This window comes from Enterobacter hormaechei ATCC 49162, from assembly GCF_001875655.1.
Classification (GTDB): domain Bacteria; phylum Pseudomonadota; class Gammaproteobacteria; order Enterobacterales; family Enterobacteriaceae; genus Enterobacter; species Enterobacter hormaechei.
Genome location: NZ_MKEQ01000001.1, coordinates 1,362,305 through 1,387,563 on the forward strand (window position 1 = coordinate 1,362,305; position 25,259 = coordinate 1,387,563).

Sequence of the window (25,259 nt, forward strand, 5' to 3'; positions counted from 1 at the left end):
CGTACGGCTTACATCTCGCGTCCGTTGGTATGGATAACCTGTTTTAACCACGCGTAGCTCTTCTTCGGCACGCGCTTCAGGTCTTTCAGGTCATGGTTTTCACGGTTGACATAGACCACGCCGTAGCGCTTACGCATGTCGCCCTGGGAGCTGAGAATGTCAATTAACCCCCAGCCGAGGTAGCCGATCACCTCTGCCCCATCCTCGAACATCGCCTCCTTCATGGCCTCGATGTGCGCCCGGTGGTAGTCGATGCGGTAGGTGTCCTCAATCGGATTTACGCCGTCCCAGGACTCAATGACGCCAATACCGTTTTCAATCGGGAAGACCGGCATCCGCCAGTCGTTGGCATAGCGGGTGATGATGGTGCGAAAGCCCAGCGGATCGATCTGCCAGTTCCACTCGGTGGCCTTCAGGTACGGGTTGTTTTTTTCGCCGTGCAGCAGGTAATAGTTCACTGGCGTGCCTTCCGGGATGGCATCGCTGTCCAGCGTTTTGCTGGCGTAGTAGCTGAAGGCCATATAGTCGTTTTTCGTGCGCGCCAGCAGTGCTAAATCCTCGGCGCGATAGATATCACCGAAGCCCTCCTGCTCCACCACCGCCATCACCGCCGGGCTGTAGCCCTGACCGGCAAAGACGCGCAGCAGGTTCTGGTTGAGAAATTCATCGTACTGCTGGGCACAGAAAATATCGCGCGGTTTGCAGGTGGCTGGATAGATCAGCTGGTGCGCCAGCATGCCGCCCATCAGCTGGCCCGGTTTGGTCTGGTGCAGATATTCGGTCAGCGACATGTGCGCCACCATCGTATGGTGCTGAAGTTCATACAGCTCGCGCAGGGTTTGCTCGCCTTTCAGATAGCCCGAAATCCGGAAGGCTTCCGGCATATGGAAGATGTTCTGCTCGTTGAAGGTCAGCCAGTACTTCACGCGGTCGCCGAAGCAGTCGATCATCTTTTTGCCGTAGCGGATAAAAGCCTCCATCACGCGGCGGTCGTTGAAGCCGTTGTACGCCTGCGCCAGCGCCAGCGGCATATCGAAGTGGTAGAGGCAGACCATCGGCTCAATACCCCGGGCGATGAGATCGTCAATAAAGCGGTCGTAAAACGCAATGCCTTCGTCGTTGAAGGGGCCGTCACCCAGCGGGCAGACGCGGCTCCAGGAGATCTGGAAGCGGTAGCAGTTCATGCCCAGATCCTGCATCAGGTCGAAATCTTCCCGGTAGCGGTGATAGGAGTCAGTCGCCACTTTCCAGTCAGAGGTGTTCTCCCCGGCCTCGCGGATGTCGTACACCGACATGCCCTTCCCACCCTCGTTCCATGCCCCTTCCGTCTGCATGCTGGACACCGAGTTGCCCCATAAAAAGTTGGCTGGCAGCAAATTGTTCATGCTTTCTCCCTATATGACTAGTCATTTAAATTTAATGACTAGTCATATAGGCGAAGATGAAATTTCGATCAAAGAGAAGGATCGTTTTTTGTGAGCAGTGCGGAAAAAAAAGCCCCGGTAAGCGAAGCGCTACCAGGGCGAGGAAGGTTATTGTTGTGCAAGCTGATTTTGATAACGCATAACGCTTTCCTCGCATGGCGATTGGGTGTCTGTGAGTGATATCCGCCCCCCAGCCATCGCGAATGTGGCGTCCCTGTCCGTTTCTTGCCCAATCCTCCGAATCTATCCGCGCGGAGCGTCGCCAAAGACGCTGTAGTCCGGCAACTGCACCTGCTGATACGGCTCCCAGCCGCCGCCGAGGGCTTTGTAGAGCGCCACCAGGTCAAGCGCGCTCTGCACCTGCGCCTGTGCCCGTTGCTGTTCGGCCTGAGCAAGCTGGCGCTGGGCGTCCAGCACGTCGATAAAGCTGGCGATACCCTGCCGGTAACTGTCACTGGCGAGATCAAAGGCGTTTTGCAGCGCATCGATCGTTTTAGCCAGGCCCGCCTCACGCTGCTGGTCAGTGCGATAGCTCACCAGCGCATTTTCAACGTCCCCGAGCGCCGTCAGCACCGTCTGACGGTAGTCCAGCACCGCTGCCCCCTGCTGCGCGCGCGCCACCTTGACGCTGGAGACCAGCCGACCGCCCTGGAAGATGGGAATGGAGACCTGCGGGCCAAAGCTGTAGAAGTGGCTGCTCCAGTCGGTCAGCCAGTTGGATTCGCTGTTGCGCAGGCCGAACTGCCCGGAGAGGGTAAAGCTCGGGAACAGCTGTGCCACCGACACGCCAATCTGCGCCGTGGCGGCGTGGAGGTTCGCCTCGGCTTCGCGCACGTCCGGGCGACGGCGCGCAAGGGTGGACGGAATACCGGTCTGCACAATATCCGGCAGCGCGGGCATCGGCTGCACGGACTGGAGTTCGGCATCCAGCGCACCCGGCGGCTTGCCGAGCAGGATCGCCAGCCCGTTCATCGCCTGGCGCTCCTGCGCCTGATACTGCGGCAGTTGCGCTTCAAGATTGCCCAGCTGCGCCCGGGCGTTTTCTACGTCCATCTGCGGTGACAGCCCGCCCCGCTGACGGCTTTCGGTCAGATCCAGCGTCTGCTGCGCGCTTTCAATCTGGGTATTCAGCGTGGCGATAATGCTCTGTGCCCCGCGCAGCTGTAGCCACGCCCGCGCCACTTCGGCTTCCAGCGACACCAGCGCATCGTTACGCTGCTCTATCGCCGCTTTCTGCTGCGCTTCGGCGGCCTCCACCTGACGACGCACCTTGCCCCAGAGGTCGATTTCCCACTGGGCGTCGAAGCTGCCCTGGTAGAGGTTAATCGGCTGCGTCAACGGGCCTAACGCGCCCCGCAGTTCAGGATCGATATTATCTAACTGGTCATACACGCCGTGGGATTTAAGCTCCCCTTCCAGCCCAAGCTGCTGGCGCGTCGCCTGCACATTGCCATTCACCGACGGGAAAAAGGCCCCACCGGCCTGGTTAATCTGTTCGCGCGCGCCGGCAATGCGTAATACCGTTTGCTGTAGCGTCAGATTCCCGGCGATGGCACGTTCAATCAGGCTGTCGAGCTGCGGCGAGCCAAAGGTTTTCCACCACCGCGGGTTGGCGGCGGCGGAGGACGTTTGCGATTTCACCGCGCTGTCGCCCTTATCGTTCCAGTGCGTGGTGGCGGGCGGCGCGGGCGGCTGGTAGTCCGGCCCGACGGCGCAGCCCGCCAGCAGCATCATTATCATCAGGGGGTGTAAACGTCTGTGTATCATCAGTGTGCTCCTGCACTCCCCTCGCTCTTAACCGGCGAGAGCAACAAACAAAACGGAATCAGTACCAGGGCCACCGCGCTCAGGATGGTGAAGACGTCGATGTAGGCCAGAAAGCGCGACTGCTCGATCATCGTCTGGTACATCCGCCCGGTGGCAATACCGGTCGGATCGCCCACCTGCGTGGTGAAGTTCTGGATCGCCTGGGCGCTTTCGCGTATCGCCAGCTGGAACTGCTCATTAAACGGCGAAGCGTGGTAAGCCAGATGCGCGCTGTGCGCCTGCGAACGCTCGGTGATGGCCGCCGTCGAGAGCGAAATCCCAATCGAACCGGCCACGTTGCGGAACATGGTAAACAGCGCCGCCGCGTCGGCGTTAAGCCGCCTTGGTATAGAGATAAAGGCAATGGTGGTCAGCGGTACAAACAGGAACCCCAGGCCAATCGACTGGGCGCTGCGGAACAGCACCAGCGTTTCGAAATCGATATCCGGCGTCAGCGTGCGGGACCAGAAGAACGACACCGCCAGGCAGGTAAAGCCGAAGGCGATGATCCAGCGCGTCTGCACCACCGGCATCAGCTTCAGCACCAGCGGGATGGTCAGCACAATCAGCACCGCCCCGGGCGAGAGCACCAGACCGGACCAGGTGGCGGTATAGCCCAAATCCTGCTGCGCCAGCTGCGGAATAACTACCGAGCTGCCGTACAGGATCATCGCCATCCCCGCCATCAGCAGGCTGGAGACCGCAAAGTTGCGATCCTTCATGCAGTGCAGATCCACCACCGGCTTTCTGGCATACATCAGCCAGTAGATGGCGCCGATAATGCCGACCAGCGTCAGCACCGCGAAGGTGCGGATAAAGTTCGAATAGAACCAGTCATCATCTTCGCCCCGGTCGAGCATCACCTGCAAACAGCCAAGACCGAGGGCGATCAGGCCGATCCCCGTCCAGTCCACGGTAAGCTTCTCTTCCGACTTTTTCTCCCACGGCGGATCTTCCAGCAGCTGGTAGATGGCCAGCACCGTCACAATCCCTACCGGGATATTGATAAAGAACACCCAGCGCCAGGAGTAGTTATCGGTGATCCAGCCGCCCAGTGTGGGGCCAAGTACCGGCGCGACAATAATGGCAATGGATGAAAGGCCAAAGGCTTTGCCCCTGTCCTCCGGCTTGAAGTAGTCAAGCAATACCGACTGCTGGGTGGGCTGCAACCCGCCGCCAAAGAAGCCCTGCATCACGCGGAACAGGATGATTTGCCATAGCTCGGTGGCGATGCCGCACAGAAACGAGCAGATGGTGAACATCACAATGCAGATCAGGAAGAACTGCTTGCGGCCAAACAGACGGCTCAGAAAGGCCGAGATGGGCAGCACAATGCCGTTCGCCACCAGGTAGCTGGTGAGCACCCAGGTGGATTCGTCATAGCTGGCCGAGAGCGAGCCAGCGACGTGCGGCAGCGCCACGTTGACGATGGTGGTGTCCAGAATTTCCATAAACACCGCCAGGGTGACCACAATCGCCACCGCCCACGGGTTACTGGCGGGCTTCCAGTTATCGTGGCTGTGATCCGTCATTCCACGGTGACCTTCGGTTCAACCGACAGCCCCAGCGGCAGCGGCTTGTTCGGATCCAGACCTTTATCAATGACGATTTTCACCGGCACGCGCTGAACGATCTTCACAAAGTTACCGGTCGCGTTTTCCGACGGGAAGGCGGAGAAGCGCGAGCCGCTGCCCTGCTGAATACTGTCTATATGGCCTTCAAGTTCCATATCCGGCCAGGCATCGACGGACACGGTCACTTTGTCGCCCGGCTTCATGCGCTCAAGCTGCGACTCTTTGAAGTTCGCCACCACCCACACGTTCGGGGAAACCAGCGAGAACAGCGCCGTACCCGCCTGCACCAGCGTGCCGGGCTGGACGTTGCGTTTGGTGACAAAACCGTCGAACGGGGCGCGGACCTCGGTATAAGAGAGGTTCAGGTTGGCGGTTTCCAGCTGCGCTCTGGCCTGATCGACCTGACGCTCGCGGGCTTCGACGTTGGTCTCCTGCTGGCGGATTTGCAGCTGAACCTGCTCCGCCACTTCCAGCTGCGCCTGCGCGCTGGCCAGACCCGCCTGAGCACTCCGCAGTTGGGCGTTCGCGGCATCGATACTTTGTTGCGTGGTCGCGCGCGGGTCAACGCCGCGCTGACGGCGGTACTCTGCCTGCGCGTTGGCCATATCCGCCTGGGCTTTCAGTACCTGAGCTTTGGCTTCATCGCGCTGGGCGGGATATTGCACTTTCGAGAGCGCCAGCTGCGCCTGCGCCTGATGCAGCTGCGCAATTGCCAGCCCAAGCTGGGCCTGAGCCTGATCGCGCTGAGCGGTGGTATCGCGAGGATCGATCACCACCAGCACATCCCCTTTCTTCACGCGCTGGTTGTCCCGTACGCGAAGCTCGGTCACGTAGCCCGCCGTTTTAGGGGCGATCGTCACCACGTCGCCATCGGTAAAGGCGTCGTCGGTGGTCTCTTCGTTACGGGTTAAAAACCACCAGACCAGCGCCACGATCACCATCACGATGACCACAATGCCAAGGATAATTAACGGTTTTTTGCCCGGGCGCTTGCGCTCGTTATTGTTTTTATCCTGCTCGTCAGCAGGTGGGTTTTGATCTTCTGCCATAGTTCAGCAACGGTCCTGTCAGTGAGCGGCATCACACTATGCCGTTCACTAAAGCTAGGACGTTGCTATACATTTGCCAGGAAAAACTGACAAATTGCGCACTATATGAGAAGGAATAGTCCGAAACCGACCGCCGCTGACCAGAGCAGCATCGGGATTGACCAGAGATGGAAGCGCCACCAGATACGGCGATCGTTTGCCATGCGCAGGGCGATCAGGTTTGCCAGCGAACCAGGCAGCAGCCCAAAGCCGCCGACGTTGACCGCCCACGCCAGCAGTACCGTCGGGGGAACATAGTTAAGCAGTAAGATGGTGGACGGCACGTTGCTGATAACCTGCGAGAGACCAATCGCTGTCAGCCATAAGCCTGGCTGGGACAGACCGCTGACGCTATGGAGAACGTTCTGCAATACCGGGAGTTGGATCAGCAGATGCACATCAATAAACATCGCCATAAAGACCAGCAGCAGAGTCCAGTCGACGCTCACCAGCACCCGCCGGGCGAGGAACAGGAAGCCGCACGCCACCAGCAGCGCGCCCACCAGCGCCTGGTTTAACTCAAGCGCGGTAAGGAAAACGATGTACAGCCCCAGACAGCTCCAGACGAGACGCGGCTGCCACTGGGGGCCGGTGGTACCGCTGTGGTACTGCAACGATTTATTCGGGAAAGCAAACCAGCCCACCGCGAGTAGCGTCGCCACGATCGCGAGCGCCAGCGGTGCCATCTGCCCGGTAAACGCGGTAAACGACAGGCCAGAGCGTCCCCACAGCAGAATGTTCTGCGGGTTACCGATCGGTGTAAGCAGCGAGCCAGCATTGACGGCCAGCGCTTCAAAGATAATCAGACGGGTGACCGGTATTTCGCACAGCTTACGCAGCGTGAGGGTGAGCGGCACCACGATAAACAGCGCCACATCGTTCGTGAGAAACGTCGACAGCAGCGCCGCCGAAAAGACCATGAACAGGGCCAGTTTGCGCTCGGTGGCAAAACGGCGCACCATTTTGCGCCCCAGCACGTCAAAATAGCCGCTCAGCTCAACCCCTTTGGTGAGCATCATCAAACCGCTCAGGGTAATGATGGTGCGCCAGTCTATTGCCGCAGGCCAGGTCTGCGGCGCAAAGGGCACAAAGACGCTAAGCCCCACGCCAATGAGAAGTAAAAGATGGAAAAAACGATCGCGTTTCAGGGCCTGCAAGCCGGGGATGTTCATTCAGCGGAGGGACCGTATTTAAGCGTAAATTCGCGGAACCTCACCAGCGTCTCTTCGCTGACATGGTGTTCCATACCTTCGGCGTCCCGACGGGCAATTTCCGGGCTGACGCCCAGCACGAGTAAAAAATTCTCGACGATCTGGTGACGCTCGCGGCTCTCCTGCGCCAGCTTTTCACCCTCAGCGGTGAGAAACACCCCGCGCCAGGGGATCATCTCGATCAGCCCTACTGACGCCAGACGTTTTAACATTTTGGCAACGGTTGGCTGCGAGACCCCCAGCCGCGCGGCCATATCCACCTGGCGCGCTTCTCCAACCTCACGAATCAGATCAGAGATCAGTTCGACATAATCATCAATCAGCTCCCGGCGGTGCGCCTCGCGCACCTGGCGGAAGCCTTCCACATGCTCTTCAACGTTCACCAGTTGCGTCGTTTTTTTTGTTGTTGGCTTACCTGCGCGACGGTTCATTGTGCTTCCTCAATGGGGTTGACGCTTCCAGCGCCCTGTAACGGAGCGCACATTGTAAACCATAGCTCTACAAGCACAAAAAATTAACGAATTAGCCATAGCTATACAATATAGCCTGTGCTATATCTGTATGTAATGCAGTCACCCTTCACGGATCGAAGGGATCATGAATCAGGAGGTCTTATGAATGAATTCAAGAGGTGTATGAACGTGTTTACCCACTCTCCTTTTAAAGTGCGTTTAATGCTGTTGAACATGCTGTGCGATATGTTTAACGCCAAACCGCAGCAGGACGACAAATCTTCCCACTAAGCGGCGTCGCGGTACGCCGCTTCATTTTCCTGTCACATTTCCGCTGTAAACTGCTTTATTCCCGATTATTTTTACGGATTTGCAGCCCCCTTCGCAAAACATCTGTTTAGCAACTGTTGACCTTAATTCACGCTCGCACTATCTTCTTGCAGCCCTGCACAATTTGCGGCTCGCTGAAGCGGACCTCTCATTCCCTTTCCACGCACTGTCCGGCAGGCTTTGACCCTTGACGCCAGGGTGAGCACATGGCGTTTTCGTGATAGTGATCTATGAACGTAACCCTGATTGATACACTTGTTACCCGCAGCCGGGCCTTAAGCCCGTGGACGGGATTCTATTTTTTGCAATCGCTGTTGATTAACTTTGCCCTTGGCTATCCCTTCAGCCTGCTTTATGCCGTCGGGTTTACCTGCATCCTTCACCTGCTGTGGCGAAGCGCACCGCGCGTGCAGAAAGTGCTTATCGGGATCTGTTCTCTGGTCGCCGCGGCCTATTTCCCGTTTGGCCAGGCCTACGGCGCGCCGAACTTTAATACCCTGCTGGCGCTGCACTCCACCAATATGGAAGAGTCCACGGAGATCCTGACGATCTTCCCGTGGTACAACTACGTGGTTGGCCTTTTCATTTTTGGCCTGGGCGTGATTGCGGTTCGCCGTAAGCAGGTTGAGAAAAAGGCATGGGGTAAAATAGAAAGCCTGTGTCTGGCCTTTAGCGTGGTGACGTTTTTTGTTGCGCCGGTACAGAATCTGGCCTGGGGCGGCGTGTTTAAGCTTAAAGATACCGGTTATCCGGTATTTCGCTTCGTCAAAGACGTGGTGGTGAATAACGAGGAAGTGCTCGACGAGCAGGCGCGTATGGCCGAGCTTTCCACGATGAAAGACACCTGGAACGTGCTGGCAGTGAAGCCGAAGTACCACACCTATGTGGTGGTGATCGGCGAAAGCGCGCGTCGCGATGCGCTCGGCGCATTTGGCGGCCACTGGGATAACACGCCGTTTGCCAGCACCGTCAACGGTACGCTGTTTACTGACTACGTGGCGGCCAGCGGCTCGACGCAAAAATCCCTCGGTCTGACGCTCAACCGCGTGGTGGATGGAAAACCGCAGTTTCAGGATAACTTTGTCACCCTGGCCAACCGGGCTGGTTTTCAGACGTGGTGGTTCTCCAACCAGGGACAGATCGGCGAGTATGATACCGCCATTGCCAGCATCGCTAAACGTGCCGACGAGGTGCAGTTCCTGAAAAGCGGTGACTTTGAAGCGGATAAAAATACGCAGGATGAAGCGCTGTTAAAAATGACCGCGCAGGTTTTTGCCACCCAGCGCACCCAGCCGCAGCTGATCGTCCTGCACCTGATGGGTTCTCACCCGCAGGCCTGCGACCGCACGCAGGGGAAATATACCGAGTTTGTGCAGTCGAAAGAGACCTCCTGCTACCTCTACACCATGACGCAAACCGACGATCTGCTCAGCAAACTTTACGCACAGCTGCGCAACAGCGGCGACAGCTTCTCAATGGTCTATTTCTCAGACCACGGGCTGGCGTTTAAGGAGCGCGGTAAAGAGGTGCAGTATCTCGCCCACGATGATAAATACCAGCAGAATTTCCAGGTACCGTTTATGGTGCTGTCGAGTGATGACAAAACGCATCGCATCATCAAAGCTCGCCGTTCCGCGAACGATTTCCTGAAATTCTTCTCCCAGTGGACGGGGATTAAGGCGAAAGAGATAAAAAATGATTACCCGTTTATCTCCGGGAAGAAGGGCCCGCCAGTCTACATTACCAACTTCAAGTTACAGAAAGTCGACTATAACCATCTTGGGACGGATATTTTCGATATTAAGAGTAAGTGATCTCTGCCGTCTCGTGCGGGCTGATGTTCTCACCCTGGCCCTCTCCCACCGGGAGAGGGTTCCCCAGTAATTTCAAAACAGAAGCAATAACGTTGCCTTCAGAATAACTGAAGGCTTTCAGCGATGCCTCGGTCCGGCTGTAAATCGCTGAGGCGTTTCCTGTAGGCCGGGGCGAGGCGCAGGGATGCGCCGAGAGGGCGGGCTTTACAGGGATGTTACCTCCGCCCGTCCCCGATAAGCCGGAAGGAATAAGCCGAGGGCACCGCGAAGCGGCGATTTACCGCCGGAAGCCCGGGTCGCCAGGGTGGTGGCGACTGAGCCACCCTGGCACGTTCACCGGTCATGCCGTGACAGAGTAGCAGGGAACATAAAGTGAACGGAATGACCACCAGAGTCGTATGTTCCCCCTCACCCCAGCCCTCTCCCATGGGGATATGGTACAAACAAAAAAAAATCCGCCTCAAAGGGCGGATTTTTTACTGGCTCACCGAAGTGATTAGAAGCGGTAACCTACGCCCGCGATCCAGGTGCCAACGTCAACGTTGCGGATACGGCTCTGCTCATAGGAGAAGTCCAGAGCAACGTTTTCGATTGGGTTGAACTGCATACCAGCGCCATAAGAGAAACCGTAGTCGCTGTTGCTTGCAGTACGGTTCAGACCTTCGTTTTCGGTCTGCTGGAATTTACCGTAGCCAACACCTACAACACCGTAGATGCTTGCCCAGTCATTCAGGCGGTAAGCAGGACCCGCGGTGATGCCGTAGTACTGACCTTTATTGTAAGAGCCATTTTCAGTACGATCTTTCTCGGTGTAAGTGAAAGAACCGATCACACCCAGCGGGTTGTTGTCTTGCTCGTAACGGTACTTCAGGTTGAAACCGTTGGTTTTGTTCATCACGCCCTGCATATCGCTCTGAGCGTAACCACCAGTTACAGTAGAAGTTGCCGCTACAGCGGTACCTGCGGAAACAGCCAGAACAGCTGCCAGTGCTGAAAGACATGCAATTTTTTTCATAACCACCTCAAATGTGCTTCAAGTAAGTCCGTAAGTTTTAAATATATCAAAAAATTCTGTGAAACTCTTTGTCATTCACGATGTCTAATGCGACCTTTCCTGTAACAGAACATTTCCAGCACAAGCTATCTCGTTAAAATAACACCAGATTTTCACCGGTAAATGCTAATAGTGCGCGTCATCGCCATTTAGTTCATCCAGATTATTCCTAATCTTGCAGGCGATAAAAGCATCAACGTTTCTTCATTTTACGGATTTTCCCTGGATTTTTTTCAACAGTAGCTCAACCGTTGCAGCTTATTTCCATTACACTGCGACTTTTACCTCTTTTGACATAAATTGACAGGAGAAAGGATGCCTGGTTTACCCCGTAAATCATCGGTCTGGATGCCGGTGGCAGTCATACTCATCGCGATGATGTCCATACAAAGCGGCGCATCGCTGGCAAAATCGCTCTTCCCGCTGGTGGGTGCGCCGGGCGTCACGGCGCTGCGTATCGCGTTAGGCACACTGATCCTCGTGGTTATCTTTAAACCCTGGCGGCTGCGTTTTAAAAAGGAGCAGCGACTGCCCCTGCTCTTTTATGGGCTGGCGCTGGGAGGGATGAACTACATGTTCTACCTCTCTATTCAGACCATCCCGCTGGGGATCGCGGTTGCGCTTGAATTTACCGGCCCGCTGGCGGTTGCCCTCTTCTCTTCTCGTCGTCCGGTAGACTTTATCTGGGTCATACTGGCCGTCCTGGGGCTATGGTTCCTGCTGCCGCTTGGTCAAAGCGTTTCACAAGTCGATCTGACAGGGGCTGCTCTGGCGCTGGGCGCGGGGGCGTGCTGGGCGGTGTATATTCTCACTGGCCAGCGTGCGGGCGAAGAGCACGGCCCCGCGACGGTCGCCTTAGGCTCGCTGATTGCCGCCATCATTTTTGTCCCGATCGGAATGGCACAAGCCACGGACTCCATATGGCAATGGTCCATCCTGCCGGTTGGGCTGGCGGTCGCCATTCTCTCCACCGCGCTTCCCTACTCTCTGGAGATGATCGCCCTGACGCGTCTGCCCACACGCATTTTTGGTACGCTCATGAGCATGGAGCCCGCGCTGGCTGCCATATCAGGAATGATTTTCCTCGGGGAAACCCTGACCCTGGTGCAAACGCTGGCGCTCTGTTCCATTATCGCGGCGTCAATGGGCTCCACGCTGACCATGCGCCCGGAACCAAAAGTTCAAAAAATTGACCTTAACTAAGCCTTAAATTCTGCATGGCTTACCCGCCATGCAGAATATACCTCTCATCAGTGCTTCAAATAATTTCTTACAAACTCTGTTATATTGCCAAAATATTTCACCTGCCCGCCTTGTCAGGAGAGGAATTAAGATTGATCTGCATCAATTTATATAAACCCCTTTAATTTCAATGCACTGGCAATACACCACACCTTTCGCTATTAAACCAATAGGCAGAGCCAAACCGCAGACAATAAATCCGGTGCTATACTTAGTTCCGTAATTACCTGGGACACAAACATCAAGAGGATATGAGATTATGAGTACCGCTAAACTGGTGAAAACGAAAGCGTCTAATCTGCTTTATACCCGTAACGATGTATCGGATAGCGATAAAAAAGCGACCATTGAGCTGCTGAATCGCCAGGTGGTCCAGTTCATCGATCTTTCGCTGATCACCAAACAGGCCCACTGGAATATGCGCGGTGCAAACTTTATTGCCGTTCATGAAATGCTGGATGGCTTCCGCACAGCACTGGTGACTCACCTGGATACCATGGCCGAGCGCGCCGTACAGCTGGGCGGTGTGGCACTGGGTACCACACAGGTGATCAACAGCAAAACGCCACTGAAAAGCTATCCGCTGGATATTCATACCGTTCAGGATCACCTGAAAGAGCTGGCGGACCGTTACGCGATTGTGGCGAACGATGTGCGTAAAGCGATTGGCGAAGCAAAAGATGAAGACACCGCTGATATCTTCACTGCCGCGTCACGCGACCTGGATCAGTTCCTGTGGTTCATTGAATCCAACATCGAATAATCCCTGCGGATTATCTGAATAACCCTCGCCCCTGGCGGGGGTTTTGCACATTTATGGTGCGCACTTTTGCCCGCAACGGCCGCAAAAGTGAATAAAATGTAATAATCACCTCACACAACCGTTAACGGAAGATTGTTTTTTCGTCAGATTCTGCGCTAAATATCCCCTTGTCAGAAGGCCTTATCGACGCGCACCAAAACGGTGCTCCATTCTGGTGCAACCTGACAAAATTGCCACGCTTTTTGTGCAATGCGTGACATCATCCCCTTTGCAAAACAACAGCTTGTAAAACTGGCATGATTTTTTCATTGTGCCAGAGGTTCTCGCAGGGGATCGCCCCGTGGATATAAAAGGAAATGCTATGAAGTCTGTATTAAAAGTTTCACTGGCTGCACTTACCCTGGCGTTTGCGGTGTCCTCGCAGGCTGCCGACAAACTGGTTGTGGCGACTGACACGGCGTTCGTACCGTTTGAATTCAAACAGGGTGATAAATACGTTGGTTTTGACGTGGATCTGTGGGCCGCTGTCGCAAAAGAACTCAAACTGGATTACACCCTGAAGCCAATGGATTTCAGCGGCATTATTCCGGCACTGCAAACCAAAAACGTTGACCTGGCACTGGCAGGCATCACCATTACCGAAGAGCGTAAAAAAGCGATCGACTTCTCTGACGGCTACTACAAAAGCGGCCTGCTGGTGATGGTGAAAGCGGATAACAACGACGTGAAAAGCGTGAAAGATCTCGACGGTAAAGTGGTCGCCGTGAAGAGTGGCACCGGTTCCGTTGATTACGCGAAAGCCAACATCAAAACCAAAGACCTGCGTCAGTTCCCGAACATCGACAATGCTTACATGGAACTGGGCACCAACCGCGCTGACGCGGTGCTGCACGACACGCCTAACATCCTTTACTTCATCAAAACCGCCGGTAACGGCAAGTTCAAAGCCGTAGGCGACTCTCTGGAAGCGCAGCAGTACGGTATCGCGTTCCCGAAAGGCAGCGATGACCTGCGTAACAAAGTGAACGGCGCGCTGAAAACACTGAAAGAGAACGGCACCTATAACGAAATCTACAAAAAATGGTTCGGTAGCGAGCCTAAATAATTTCACCTGACTTCAGGTTTGTAACGCCCGGTGGCGCTCCCGCTTACCGGGCCTACGTTTTTTGTTTTTCACCACGGTATACAGGAATACATCATGCAGTTTGACTGGAGCGCCATCTGGCCTGCCATTCCTCTCTTGCTTGAAGGCGCTAAAATGACCTTGTGGATTTCGGTCCTCGGTCTGGTTGGCGGGTTGATTATCGGTCTTGTCGCCGGTTTCGCCCGCACCTACGGCGGCTGGATTGCAAACCACATCGCACTGGTTTTCATCGAAGTGATCCGCGGCACCCCTATTGTGGTGCAGGTCATGTTCATCTACTTTGCCCTGCCGATGGCCTTCACGGACCTGCGCATTGACCCGTTCAGCGCCGCCGTTGTCACCATTATGATCAACTCCGGCGCCTACATTGCGGAAATCACCCGCGGCGCGGTGCTGTCGATTCATAAAGGCTTCAGCGAAGCCGGTCTGGCGTTAGGTCTTTCCCGTCGCGAAACCATCCGCCACGTGATCCTGCCGCTGGCGTTGCGCCGCATGCTGCCGCCGCTGGGTAACCAGTGGATCATCAGCATTAAAGACACCTCGCTGTTCATTGTTATCGGCGTGGCCGAGCTGACCCGTCAGGGCCAGGAGATCATCGCGGGCAACTTCCGCGCGCTGGAAATCTGGAGTGCGGTGGCCGTTGTCTATCTGATTATCACGCTTGTCCTGAGCTTTGTTCTGCGTCGTCTTGAAAGAAGGATGAAAATCCTGTGATTGAATTTAAAAACGTTTCGAAGCACTTTGGCCCAACCCAGGTGCTGCACAATATCGATTTGAACATCAGGCAGGGTGAAGTGGTGGTGATCATCGGGCCGTCCGGTTCCGGTAAATCCACCCTGCTGCGCTGCATTAACAAGCTTGAGGAGATCACCAGCGGCGATCTGATCGTCGATGGCCTGAAGGTTAACGATCCGAAAGTGGACGAGCGCCTGATCCGCCAGGAAGCGGGCATGGTGTTCCAGCAGTTCTACCTGTTCCCGCACCTGACGGCGCTGGAAAACGTGATGTTCGGTCCTCTGCGCGTGCGCGGGGCCAGCAAAGCGGCAGCGGAAGCGCTGGCAAAAGATCTGCTGGCGAAGGTTGGTCTGGCGGAGCGTGCCCACCACTATCCTTCCGAGCTGTCCGGCGGCCAGCAGCAGCGCGTGGCCATTGCCCGTGCGCTGGCGGTGAAGCCAAAGATGATGCTGTTCGATGAGCCAACGTCGGCACTCGACCCGGAGCTGCGTCACGAAGTGCTGAAAGTTATGCAGGATCTGGCGGAAGAAGGCATGACGATGGTGATCGTGACCCACGAAATCGGCTTTGCCGAAAAGGTGGCGTCCCGTCTGATCTTCATTGATAAGGGCCGTATCGCGGAAGACGGGAATCCGCAGGCGCTGATTGCGAACCCACCAAGCCAGCGCCTCCAGGAGTTCCTGCAACACGTCTCCTGATAGACACACCCAGAGCCGGGCATGCCCGGCTTTTTTACGCCGGATTGTTCCCAAAACCTCCCCTCCGCTTCCCGCGCTCTATACTTATCATTTTGCACGATATTTTTGTCGGAGGACGCCGTGCCGTGGATCCTGTTGCTACTGTTAAGCCTGTTCAGCGCGCCATCACTTGCTGTAACCCTTCCCGGCGTCACCACCGGCGCCACCGCCACCCAGCAAAATGCGCCGCCAGAACCCGACGCTGAACAGAAAAAAGCCGCCTACGGCGCGCTTGCCGACGTGCTTGAAAACGACACGTCCCGGCAGGAGTTGATCGATCAGCTGAGAAAGGTGGCCGCCACGCCGCCTCAGGATCCGGTTCCCGCTATTGCGCCGCCGGAAGCCGAAGAAGAAAAAACGGTACTGGAAAACGTCACCGACATCAGTCGCCGCTACGGGGAAGCCCTGTCGTCGCGTTTTGCCCAGCTCTTTCGCAACCTGGTTGGCACCTCCCATAAGCCTTTTAATCCTCACACCTTTTCCGCCGCCGCCACCCAGTTTGCTATTCTGGCCGGTGCCGTATTCATTTTTTACTGGCTGTTGCGCCTGTCAGTCTGGCCGCTTTACCGGAAGATGGGTCAGTGGGGACGTAAAAAGAATCAGCATAAAAGCAGCTGGCTGCATCTTCCGGCAATGATTACCGGAGCCTTTATTATCGATTTACTGCTGCTGGCCCTGACGCTGTTTGTCGGCCAGATGCTGGCCGACCGTCTTAATACCGGAAACAAAACCATCGCGTTTCAGCAGGGGTTGTTCCTCAATGCGTTTGCCCTGATTGAGTTCTTTAAGGCCCTTCTGCGGTTGATCTTCTGCCCGCGCGTGCCGGACCTTCGCCCCTTCGCCATTTCGGATCAGAGCGCCAAATACTGGGCGGTGCGACTCAGCGTGCTGAGCGGGTTGATCGGCTATGGCCTGCTGGTTGCCGTACCCATTATCTCCAACCAGGTTAACGTGCAGTTCGGCGCGCTGGCGAACGTGCTGATCATGCTCTGCATTACCGTCTGGGCGCTTTACCTTATCTTTCACAATAAAAAAGCGATTACCGACAGTCTGCTGCACCTGGCCGATCGCTCCCTCTCCTTTTTCAGCCTCTTTATTCGCGCCTTTGCGCTGGTGTGGCACTGGCTGGCCAGCGCCTATTTTATTGTGCTCTGTTTTTTCTCCCTGTTCGACCCGGGTAACAGCCTGAAATTTATGATGGGGGCGACGTTCAAAAGCCTGGCGATCATCGGCATCGCGGCCTTTGTCTCGGGCCTGCTCTCCCGCTGGCTGTCGAAAACAATCACTCTCTCGCCGCAGGTGCAGCGTAATTACCCGGAACTGCAAAAGCGGGTGAACGGCTGGATGACGGTGTCCCTGAAAGTGGCGCGTATTCTGACGGTCTGCGTGGCAATTATGCTGCTGCTGAACGCGTGGAGTCTGTTTGATTTCTGGAACTGGCTGCATAACGGCGCGGGGGAAAAGACCGTTGATATTCTTATTCGCATCGCGCTGATCCTGTTCTTCTCCGCCGTCGGCTGGACGCTGCTGGCAAGCCTTATCGAAAACCGTCTGGTGTCGGATGTCCACGGCAGACCGTTGCCGAGCGCCCGCGCCCGCACGCTGCTGACCCTGTGCCGCAATGCGCTGGCGGTGATTATCAGTACCATCACCATCATGATTGTGTTGTCGGAAATCGGCGTGAATATCGCCCCGCTGCTGGCGGGCGCCGGTGCTCTGGGGCTGGCGATCTCCTTTGGTTCGCAGACGCTGGTGAAGGACATTATCACCGGTATTTTTATCCAGTTTGAGAACGGGATGAACACCGGGGATCTGGTGACCATCGGACCGCTCACCGGCACGGTGGAACGCATGTCCATTCGCTCCGTCGGCGTGCGTCAGGATACCGGCGCGTACCACATCATTCCGTGGTCATCGATCACCACCTTTGCCAACTTTGTGCGCGGCATTGGTTCGGTGGTGGCGAATTACGATGTCGATCGTCACGAGGATGCCGATAAGGCGAAACAGGCGCTGCGGGATGCGGTGAGCGAGCTGATGGAGATGGAGGATATTCGCGGGCTGGTCATTGGTGAGCCGTCGTTTGCGGGCATCGTCGGGCTGACGAACACCGCCTTTACCCTGCGCGTGTCGTTCACCACCCAGCCGCTAAAACAGTGGACGGTGCGCTTCGCTCTCGACAGCATGGTGAAGAAGCACTTCGATCTGGCGAACGTGAGAGCGCCGGTGCAGACGTATCAGGTATTGTCGCCGCCCGCTTCGCCGCTCCCTCCGCAGGAGCCGACGCTGTAGCCGAGCCGGGTGGCGGCTTCGCCTTACCCGGCCTGCGATGGGGTGCTATTTGCGGCGTTTGTTATCGTCCATAAAGGTCCAGGCAATAAAGCGGCTCTGCTTCTGGCCCTGCGCCATCTCTTTTTTGACCACTTTCACCGCGCCGACGTCGGTCAGGGCGCGGTAAAGCGGCGGCAGGTTATCGCCACGGGAGACCAGCGTGGTAAACCATTTCACCTGACGACCAAAGCCCTTACTCTCGGCAATCATGCGCAATATAAAGGCCACTTCCCCGCCCTCGCACCACAGCTCCTGCTGCTGGCCGCCAAAGTTCAGCGCGCCATCTTCAGCCTGGCCCAGGTTACGCCGCTTGCGTTCACTTCCCGCGCGTGCGGAGGCGGCGGAATCGTGGAACGGCGGGTTGCACAGGGTGGCATCATAGTGTTCGTTCTTATGAATGATGCCGTTGAAAATAGCCGCGGCATCCTTCTGACGACGCAGACGAACGGCCCGGCTTAACCCCGGGTTGGCGTTGATAATGGCTTGCGCGCTGGCGAAGGCCTCGGCACCCGTCTCGCTGCCGGTAAACCGCCACTGATACTCATGTGCGCCAATCAGGGGGTAGATCAGGTTCGCGCCGGTCCCGATATCCAGCACGGTAGCCTGTTTCGGCACCACGCCGCCATTGTCATCTGCCAGCAGATCGGCAAGGTGATGGACGTAATCCGCACGGCCTGGCACCGGCGGGCAGAGAAAACCCTCCGGGATGTCCCAGTGCGTAACGCCATAAAAATGGGCCAGCAGCGCTTTGTTCAGCGTTTTAACCGCCAGCGGATCGGCAAAGTTTACCGAGGGTTCACCGGCTGGGGTCTGAACGATAAAATCCTGCAACGCAGGGCAGCTCTGGCACAGGGCTTTCATGTCGTAGCGGCTACGATGGCGGTTACGCGGGTGCAATCCCGGCTTTTGGGAAGTCATGGCATTCTCCTTTAAACAGCCGCGTAAGATACCCCGTGACGGCGCGGGGGTAAATATCTGTCTGCACTGTACAAAAAACAGACGGAAATCAGCAATTTGTATGTCTATGATCTGTCAGCACATTGTCAGCATTTATCGTTCAAAAAATAAGCAGATCATCATCAAATTTTTGCGCTAAATCACATTCGTCAGGCTTCTAAACTTAAGAGGAATCACCTGTGGTTTCCCCTGAGGATGTGATTATGAAAAAGTATCTGACCTTAATTATTGCGGGTGCGCTGGCAGGCGCATCGTTCTCTGCCTGGTCCGTTCAACCCCTGACCGACAGCACCGATACCAGCCAGCTACGCGCGGCCGGGACGGTCTCAGTCAGCCGGGCAAGCAACCTTGATGACCTTCAGGACAAGCTGGCCGAAAAAGCCCGTCAGGAAGGAGCGAAAGGCTTCGTGGTGAACGCTGCCGGTGGCGATAACCATATGTACGGCACCGCGACCATCTATAAATAACGCCCTCTTTTCTCACACTGCATCTGCCAGGCAGATGCAGTCCTCATTTCCTTCCTTCAGCTTGACTGTGCGTTTTTTAACCCCATATTGAGAGGTATGGCTTAAACCGATCAGGAGAACATGATGGCTTCCGGCTGGGCGAATGACGATGCCGTTAACGAACAGATCAACAGTACTATTGAAGATGCGGTTGCCCGTGCTCGCGGTGAAATTCCGCGCGGCGAAAGTTTAACGGAATGCGAAGAGTGCGGGGAGCCTATTCCTGAGGCCCGGCGTAAAGCCATTCCCGGCGTACGGCTATGCATCGCCTGTCAGCAGGAGAAAGATTCAAAAAACGCGGCTCATTCAGGATATAATCGCAGAGGATCGAAAGACAGCCAGTTACGTTGACTTTCCTTTACCGTAGTTAACCGCGCCAGCAGTTTACTTTACGCTCACGACTTTTAGCGAAACGCGTAGCAAAACGTGCCCTTCTCACTGCTTCTGTAAAGCGCATCCACAAGAAGTGTCAATTGCGCTTCTGAATTTATTAATAATCAATAAGTTATTTGTCATTCAATTTTTTTGAGCAACCACGTCAATTCTCTTCGATTTTATCTTCCGCTGAAAACCGTGATACTTATCACATCGACGGAACATCGTCCCCTTAACAGAATAACCTGCGAGAATTGACCTATGAAAACCATCAAATATGCTGTTGCCGCTGTTGCCCTGTCCGCTCTGTCTTTCGGCGCTTTCGCTGTAGAGCCTGTCTCCTCTACTCAGGCACAGGATCTGAACAAAATCGGGGTGGTGAGTGCTGAAGGCGCGACCACGCTGGACGGTCTGGAAGCCAAACTGGCTGAAAAAGCTGCCGCTGCTGGCGCAAGTGGATACACCATTACCTCCACTAACGGTAATAACAAGCTGAGCGGTACTGCGGTTATCTACAAGTAATCGAACACATTATGCTCCACCCTCGCCATACCCTCTGGTGAGATGCTCCAACCCTCATTGACCCTGTTGTTGTTACCCTTGTTTGCCCGTCCGCCACTGGACGGGCTTTTTTTTGCTTAAAACGACTGCGCCACGCGCTGCAACCCGGCGTCCACGGACTCCACTTCCCCTGCCGCCAGCAGACAGCAGGCCATTTGCAGCTTGATTGACTGCGGAACCGGCACCTTTCCGGCCAGACACTGCACTATCCAGTGCGCGGTGACCTGCGGATCTTTCGACTCAGGCAGGATCACATCGCTGTTCTCTTCCCCACGTTCGAGCACGACCCGCGTTCCGGCAGGCTCAATCAGCATCAGCTGTGGACAACGCTGCGGGTTGGCGTACACCTCCCCTTCCGTCCCGTGCATCAGCAACGCCCGCCCGCCGATTTCGGCAAAGAATTGTCCAACGCGCGTCACGTACTCCGGATGGGAGACGCTGGAAAGACGCAGCGCAGCATCTTCGGCAAACGGCGTCGCCAGCTTCGCGAGGGTGTGAGCGCTGTTACGTACCCCCATGCGCCAGCGCATATCCAGCTGCTTTTCCAGCGGCGGGCAGAGCGCACGCACGGGAATATAGACCGGCTGGTTCCCCTCCAGTTTCGCCTGCGCCTGACCAGCATGGAGAGTGGGTTCGATGCCTAATAATTCCAGAATGGTTTCTGTCAGTACGCGCGTCGGATCTTCGCTCACGCCATGCACCACCACCGGGAAACCGAGTTTCTGCAACAGAATTGCCAGCAGCGGCGTGAGGTTTGCCTGCTTACGCGCGCCATTGTAGGTCGGGATCACAACCGGCATCGGCTTCGTGACGGGCGGGGTTAAACGCATCGTCTGTGCCTGCATGGCCTCGTAAAAACCGCGCATCTCCGCTTCACCTTCCCCTTTGATGCGCAGCGCAATCAGAATGCCGCCCATTTCCAGCTCCGGCACGTCGCCATTCAGCATATGCGTGTACAACGCACGGGCTGTCTCCTGGTCCAGATCCCGGGCATGGTTTTTCCCACGCCCTACCTCTTTGATAATTTTGCGGTAATCCACGACATTTCTCCTGACAGCATCATCTTGTTAACAATATAGCCCGATGAACACGCCCCCGATAGTGTTTTGTGATCAATATCAACCCGCTGTTTTCAGCTAAAAAAAATAAACTCAAGCATTTTTTGCATTATTTGTGATTGGGACAAAAGATTCGTGCTTGCCTTTTTTTTGATTAAATAAACATCTGAAAGTCATTAAAGGCCAACGGTGAAAACGTCCAGGCAACGTTTTTGCCAGAAACAAATCAGGATTTACTATGAACAAGGTTGCATTAGGGTTATTTATTGCCGCAACGGTGGGATGTTCTGCATCCGCATTTGCGGCAACCAACGGCGAAGGCCAGATCAATTTTAACGGCGAAATTATCGATTCTGCCTGTCAGGTCGTGAATGGATTAAGTAATCCATTAAACGTTGAGTTGGGTAAAGTGTCAAAAACGGTCTTTACGGGTGCCGGTTCGACCAGCACATTAACGAAGTTTAATATTGAGTTAACGAATTGCCCGGAAACGGTGACCTCCGCAGCGATTAACTTTGGCGGTACGCCGGATGTTAATAACAACACTGCGCTGGCAATCACGCCAGATACAGATGCTGCGACCGGTGTGGCCATCCAACTGGTTGACGATTCCGGACAACCTGTCAGCCTGTATACGCCTTCGAAGGAATATCCGTTAACCTCCGGTACGGCGGTTAACGATCTGGAGTTCGGCGCGCGTTATATTCAGACCCAGGCAGCCATTACCGCAGGTCCTGCCAACTCGGTATCGACCTTCACCGTTATTTATAACTGATCTTATCAATCCCGGGATATTAATGCTTTTGCGGGCATTAATATCTCGTCTATTTATTGAGAAATCTTTATGCGCCACGGTTATTTACTGAGCACTCTTTTACTGGTAGCCGCCTCGGCACATGCGGGGGTCATTATTAATGGTACCCGTCTGGTCTATCAGGGAGATAAAAAGGAATCATCTCTTGGTCTTTCAAACCCAGATACGACGGATTATCTGGTACAGTCCTGGGTCGATTCTGGCAGTAAAAATCCGGCCAAAGCCCCGTTCCTGATCACTCCGCCGCTTTTCCGTCTGGATGCGAAAGAGGATAACGTCCTGCGCGTGGTGCGTACGGGTGGAAATTTACCGGAAGACAGGGAATCCCTGTACTGGTTGAATATTAAAGCGATCCCGTCTTCAAAGCACGTTGAAGGCATGAATACGCTGCAAATTGCCATTAATACCCGCATTAAATTGCTGTATCGCCCGTCTGCGGTAAAAGGCAAACCAGACGATGTGGCCGATCAACTTGAATGGCGTCGTGAAGGTAACGATTTAGTGGTGAATAACCCCACGCCTTTCTATATGAATTTCCAGACCGTCACGCTGAATGGTCAGAAAGTCACAAAAGCGACCTGGGCCGTACCAAAAACCGAAACGCATTTTGCTTTACCGGGCAACGTCGGAGGCTCGACCGTCGCGTATTCCATTATTAATGATTACGGCAGCGTCAGCCATACCTGGTCGAAGTCCGTTCATTAATAATATATCCCTGTCATAAGATGATCATGTACAGCCATAAAAAGCCGTTCACTTGCCGATTTTCGTCATTACTGGTCATTCTTTGTGGCCTGGTAATGGCGATCTTTGCGCAGCAGGTTTTGGCGGATGATTATTTTAACCCTGCCCTGCTGGATATTGATAATCCGCAGCAGGGCATGACCGACCTGTCTGTCTATGAAAAAGGACCGGGCCAGGCGCCGGGTAAATATCAGGTTGCGGTGTTTATCAATAACGCGAAAATTGATACCCGCGACGTTACCTTTACGTTAGTAAAAGATGCCGAGGGCACCAGCACGCTTCAGCCCTGCTTTAGCCTCGAGGATTTAAAAAGCCTCGGTATCAAAACCCAGAAATACCCGCAGCTGATGGCAAAAGGCCAGTGTGCCGATTTACGCGCTATTCCTGCGGCTTCCGCGACCTTTCGCGTGCGCAATCAGCAGCTACTTCTGAGCATTCCCCAATCGGCGCTGGGCCAGGTGCCTCGCGGTTACATCGACCCGAAAGAGTTTGACGAAGGGATCAACGCAGGCCTGCTTAACTACAGCGCAAATGCCAGCCAAAGCCATGCGCGCCAGCAGGGGGAGCAGGATAACAGTAGCCAGTACGTCAACCTGCGTCCCGGTTTGAACATCGGTGCCTGGCGGGTACGTAACTATTCCACCTGGAATCGCAGCACCACGGGTAACGAGGAGGAGCACAAATTCACCTCCGTTTACACCTATGCGCAACGCGATATTGTGGCGATGAAAAGCGACCTCACCGTTGGCCAAAGCTCCTCGCCTTCCGACGTTTTTGACAGCGTGCCCTACACCGGCATAGAGCTGAAATCCGATAACGACATGCTGCCGGACAGTCAGAAAGGCTATGCCCCCATTATTCGCGGCACCGCCCACAGCAACGCGCTGGTAATGGTCCGCCAGAACGGGTACGTCATTTATCAGAACACGGTTGCACCGGGGGCGTTCGAAATTAACGACCTCTACCCAACCGGCAGCAGCGGCGATCTCCAGGTCACGGTGAAAGAAACCGACGGCAGCGAAAGCCATTTCGTCGTGCCCTATGCCTCCGTGCCGGTGTTGCAGCGTGAAAAAAATCTGCGCTACAGCGTTACCGCCGGGCGTTATCGCGCTTATGACAAAGATGTTGAAAAGACGCCGTTTGCCCAGGGGAGCGCCATCTACGGTTTACCCTACGGCTTCACCGCGTATGGTGGCCTTCAGCAGAGTAGCCATTACCAGTCGCAGGCAATAGGTGCCGGGAAAAACATGGGCGATCTGGGGGCGTTCTCCATCGACGTGACCCGCGCCAAAGCCTTGCTGAAAAAACAGCAGGCGAGTACAGGCCAGTCGTGGCGCGTACGCTACAGCAAAGATTTCGCCGGTTCGGGCACCAACTTCACGCTTGCGGGCTATCGCTATAACAGCAAGGGGTTTTACACCCTGGACGACACTATGGAGTCGTATACCCATTCCGACGACTGGTCTGCCCCCCAGCAGCGCCGAGCCCGTACCGAAGCAACTATCGACCAGACGCTGCCGGAAGGCTGGGGGTCCGTCACGCTGAGCATGGTGAAGGAAACCTACTGGAGCCAGAACCAGGACATGACGTCCATGAGCGTCAGCTACAACAACAGCTGGCACGTCGTAAGCTACAGCCTCAGCTACAGCATGAACAAAAACACCCAGGACAGCGATGAAGACGGTAATGAGGTCACGAACGACAACCAGTTCTCGCTGAGCGTTTCGGTACCGCTGGATCGCTGGATGCATAACACCTGGGCCACATACAACCTGAACAACACCAAAGACGGCACCACGCAGAACATCGGCCTGAACGGTACGGCCCTGAAAGAAGACAACCTGAACTGGAATATTCAGGAAGGGCTAAGCAGCACGGGGAGTGGTAATTCAACCAGCCTGAGCGCCGACTACAAATCGACCTATGGCGAAGTGAACGCAGGAGTCAGTCAGGATCAGCATCAGCAAACCCTGAACGTGGGTGTGCAGGGCGGCGTGATTGCCCATGCGAATGGCATCACGCTGAGCCAGCCGCTGGGTGAGACGATCGCGCTGGTGAAAGCCCCGGGAACGCACGGGACGCACATCGCGAACCAGACGGGCGTCGAAACTGACTTCCGCGGCTATACCGTCGTGCCGTACGTGACCGCCTATCGTCACAACACCATTGCGCTGGATACCGAAACGCTGCCGGACGACGCCGACGTCACCCACGCCGCGCAGATCGTGACCCCAACCCGCGGTGCCGTGGTACGCGCCAGCTTTAATACCCGCGTGGGCAATCGCGTACTGATGACGCTCACGCAAAACGGAAAACCGCTGCCCTTCGGCGCAACGGTTACCACGGACGATAAGGACAGCGAATTTATTGTCGGGAATGACGGCCAGACCTACCTCTCGGGTCTGCCACAGCAGGGGCATCTCAACGTCTCCTGGGGACAGGAGGCAAGCGAGCACTGCGTCGCTGACTATGCCCTCACGGATGAGAAAGCGAAATCCAGCATCATTAACGCTGCCGCGCAGTGTCATTGATTACCGAG

General features: G+C 55.5%; 23 protein-coding genes. 14 read left to right on the forward strand and 9 right to left on the reverse strand.

Annotation, left to right across the window (positions count from 1 at the left end):
• Positions 1-8 precede the first annotated feature (8 nt).
• The 6 genes from BH712_RS06830 to mntR form a co-directional block, all read right to left on the reverse strand.
• Complete coding sequence (locus BH712_RS06830) at positions 9-1,385, reverse strand: glycoside hydrolase family 1 protein (protein ID WP_006809493.1); 1,377 nt, start codon at positions 1,383-1,385, stop codon at positions 9-11.
• Between the two features lie 282 nt (positions 1,386-1,667).
• On the reverse strand, positions 1,668-3,191 hold the full coding sequence (locus tag BH712_RS06835) for an efflux transporter outer membrane subunit (protein ID WP_006809494.1): 1,524 nt from the start codon (positions 3,189-3,191) through the stop codon (positions 1,668-1,670).
• Positions 3,191-4,762, reverse strand: coding sequence for a DHA2 family efflux MFS transporter permease subunit (locus BH712_RS06840; RefSeq protein WP_006809495.1), 1,572 nt, complete (start codon positions 4,760-4,762; stop codon positions 3,191-3,193). Before BH712_RS06840 ends, BH712_RS06835 begins: the two co-directional genes overlap by 1 nt.
• Positions 4,759-5,853, reverse strand: a complete 1,095-nt coding sequence (locus BH712_RS06845; protein ID WP_006809496.1) for an HlyD family secretion protein — start codon at positions 5,851-5,853, stop codon at positions 4,759-4,761. The genes BH712_RS06840 and BH712_RS06845 overlap by 4 nt, the downstream gene beginning before the upstream one ends.
• Before the next feature lie 101 nt (positions 5,854-5,954).
• Positions 5,955-7,064, reverse strand: a complete 1,110-nt coding sequence (locus tag BH712_RS06850; RefSeq protein WP_006809497.1) for an anion transporter — start codon at positions 7,062-7,064, stop codon at positions 5,955-5,957.
• Positions 7,061-7,534 (reverse strand): manganese-binding transcriptional regulator MntR, encoded by a 474-nt coding sequence (gene mntR / locus BH712_RS06855; protein WP_001081699.1) that lies wholly within the window; start codon positions 7,532-7,534, stop codon positions 7,061-7,063. The genes BH712_RS06850 and mntR overlap by 4 nt, the downstream gene beginning before the upstream one ends.
• A 183-nt stretch (positions 7,535-7,717) precedes the next feature.
• Between mntR and mntS the strand changes: the two genes are divergently transcribed.
• A complete protein-coding gene (mntS, locus tag BH712_RS06860; protein WP_001303253.1) occupies positions 7,718-7,846 on the forward strand; it encodes a manganase accumulation protein MntS in 129 nt (42 codons plus the stop codon).
• Positions 7,847-8,115: 269 nt separating this feature from the next.
• The gene (locus BH712_RS06865; protein ID WP_006809498.1) at positions 8,116-9,699 is read left to right on the forward strand and encodes a phosphoethanolamine transferase; all 1,584 of its coding nucleotides are present in this window, start codon (positions 8,116-8,118) and stop codon (positions 9,697-9,699) included.
• 496 nt (positions 9,700-10,195) lie between these two features.
• On the opposite strand, the gene ompX is transcribed toward BH712_RS06865, so the two are convergent.
• On the reverse strand, positions 10,196-10,714 hold the full coding sequence (gene ompX / locus BH712_RS06870) for an outer membrane protein OmpX (protein ID WP_006809499.1): 519 nt from the start codon (positions 10,712-10,714) through the stop codon (positions 10,196-10,198).
• Between the two features lie 354 nt (positions 10,715-11,068).
• On the opposite strand from ompX, the gene rhtA reads away from it, so the two are divergent.
• The 6 genes from rhtA (at position 11,069) to ybiO (ending at position 17,666) form a co-directional block, all read left to right on the forward strand.
• Positions 11,069-11,956 carry a threonine/homoserine exporter RhtA gene (gene rhtA / locus BH712_RS06875; protein WP_006809500.1) on the forward strand — a complete coding sequence of 296 codons (888 nt, stop codon included), beginning with the start codon at positions 11,069-11,071 and terminating at the stop codon, positions 11,954-11,956.
• Positions 11,957-12,254: 298 nt separating this feature from the next.
• Complete coding sequence (gene dps, locus BH712_RS06880) at positions 12,255-12,758, forward strand: DNA starvation/stationary phase protection protein Dps (RefSeq protein ID WP_000100801.1); 504 nt, start codon at positions 12,255-12,257, stop codon at positions 12,756-12,758.
• A 361-nt stretch (positions 12,759-13,119) separates the two neighbouring features.
• Complete coding sequence (gene glnH, locus BH712_RS06890) at positions 13,120-13,863, forward strand: glutamine ABC transporter substrate-binding protein GlnH (protein ID WP_006809501.1); 744 nt, start codon at positions 13,120-13,122, stop codon at positions 13,861-13,863.
• Positions 13,864-13,956: 93 nt separating this feature from the next.
• Positions 13,957-14,616, forward strand: coding sequence for a glutamine ABC transporter permease GlnP (glnP, locus tag BH712_RS06895; protein ID WP_003858462.1), 660 nt, complete (start codon positions 13,957-13,959; stop codon positions 14,614-14,616).
• Positions 14,613-15,335, forward strand: a complete 723-nt coding sequence (gene glnQ / locus BH712_RS06900; protein WP_006809503.1) for a glutamine ABC transporter ATP-binding protein GlnQ — start codon at positions 14,613-14,615, stop codon at positions 15,333-15,335. The genes glnP and glnQ overlap by 4 nt, the downstream gene beginning before the upstream one ends.
• A gap of 120 nt (positions 15,336-15,455) precedes the next feature.
• Positions 15,456-17,666: a mechanosensitive channel protein gene (ybiO, locus tag BH712_RS06905; RefSeq protein WP_032673569.1), complete on the forward strand. Its 2,211-nt coding sequence runs from the start codon at positions 15,456-15,458 to the stop codon at positions 17,664-17,666.
• Between the two features lie 45 nt (positions 17,667-17,711).
• On the opposite strand, the gene rlmF is transcribed toward ybiO, so the two are convergent.
• Positions 17,712-18,623: a 23S rRNA (adenine(1618)-N(6))-methyltransferase RlmF gene (rlmF, locus tag BH712_RS06910; protein ID WP_006809505.1), complete on the reverse strand. Its 912-nt coding sequence runs from the start codon at positions 18,621-18,623 to the stop codon at positions 17,712-17,714.
• Between the two features lie 242 nt (positions 18,624-18,865).
• On the opposite strand from rlmF, the gene mcbA reads away from it, so the two are divergent.
• The 3 genes from mcbA to ybiJ all read left to right on the forward strand — a co-directional run bounded on the left by mcbA (position 18,866) and on the right by ybiJ (position 20,065).
• On the forward strand, positions 18,866-19,129 hold the full coding sequence (gene mcbA / locus BH712_RS06920; RefSeq protein ID WP_032673749.1) for a DUF1471 family periplasmic protein McbA: 264 nt from the start codon (positions 18,866-18,868) through the stop codon (positions 19,127-19,129).
• Positions 19,130-19,252: 123 nt separating this feature from the next.
• Positions 19,253-19,519: a DksA/TraR family C4-type zinc finger protein gene (locus tag BH712_RS06925; protein ID WP_032673571.1), complete on the forward strand. Its 267-nt coding sequence runs from the start codon at positions 19,253-19,255 to the stop codon at positions 19,517-19,519.
• A gap of 285 nt (positions 19,520-19,804) precedes the next feature.
• The gene (ybiJ, locus tag BH712_RS06930; protein ID WP_003858474.1) at positions 19,805-20,065 is read left to right on the forward strand and encodes a DUF1471 family protein YbiJ; all 261 of its coding nucleotides are present in this window, start codon (positions 19,805-19,807) and stop codon (positions 20,063-20,065) included.
• Positions 20,066-20,181: 116 nt separating this feature from the next.
• Here the strand turns inward: ybiJ and ybiB are convergent, their stop codons facing one another.
• Positions 20,182-21,144 carry a DNA-binding protein YbiB gene (ybiB, locus tag BH712_RS06935; RefSeq protein ID WP_006809509.1) on the reverse strand — a complete coding sequence of 321 codons (963 nt, stop codon included), beginning with the start codon at positions 21,142-21,144 and terminating at the stop codon, positions 20,182-20,184.
• A gap of 256 nt (positions 21,145-21,400) precedes the next feature.
• On the opposite strand from ybiB, the gene BH712_RS06940 reads away from it, so the two are divergent.
• From BH712_RS06940 to BH712_RS06950, 3 genes are all read left to right on the forward strand, one after another.
• The gene (locus BH712_RS06940; RefSeq protein ID WP_006809510.1) at positions 21,401-21,937 is read left to right on the forward strand and encodes a fimbrial protein; all 537 of its coding nucleotides are present in this window, start codon (positions 21,401-21,403) and stop codon (positions 21,935-21,937) included.
• 69 nt (positions 21,938-22,006) lie between these two features.
• Positions 22,007-22,681, forward strand: coding sequence for a fimbrial biogenesis chaperone (locus tag BH712_RS06945; protein ID WP_006809511.1), 675 nt, complete (start codon positions 22,007-22,009; stop codon positions 22,679-22,681).
• Positions 22,682-22,701: 20 nt separating this feature from the next.
• On the forward strand, positions 22,702-25,251 hold the full coding sequence (locus tag BH712_RS06950) for a fimbria/pilus outer membrane usher protein (protein WP_006809512.1): 2,550 nt from the start codon (positions 22,702-22,704) through the stop codon (positions 25,249-25,251).
• The last annotated feature ends 8 nt before the right edge of the window (positions 25,252-25,259 follow it).